The organism is Bacillus sp. SIMBA_074 (assembly GCF_046534555.1).
Lineage (GTDB): Bacteria > Bacillota > Bacilli > Bacillales > Bacillaceae_G > Bacillus_A > Bacillus_A mycoides.
In genome coordinates, this window is the sequence record NZ_JAWRYM010001141.1 from 1 (window position 1) to 240 (window position 240).

The 240-nt window shown below is 52.9% G+C and carries 1 protein-coding gene; it reads right to left on the reverse strand.

The window, feature by feature from the left end; translation table 11 throughout:
• Positions 1–240 (reverse strand): methyl-accepting chemotaxis protein (locus tag SB773_RS34305; RefSeq protein WP_410594983.1); only part of this gene is annotated, 240 nt, incomplete at both ends.

A 240-nucleotide genomic window follows, 5' to 3' on the forward strand; every position in this document is an offset into this window, starting at 1 on the left:
GATCTCTTTGGCCGCATTGGCGCTGCGGCTTGCGAGGCTGCGAACCTCCTGGGCTACCACAGCAAAGCCTTTTCCGTGCTCACCTGCACGCGCCGCCTCAACAGAAGCATTCAGCGCTAAAATATTTGTTTGGAAGGCAATGTTATCAATCAAGGTAATAATATCAGCGACTTGATGAGAGCTTGCGCTGATGTCTTGCATGGTTCCCACGATATCGCTGACTTCCTCGCCACTACGCCG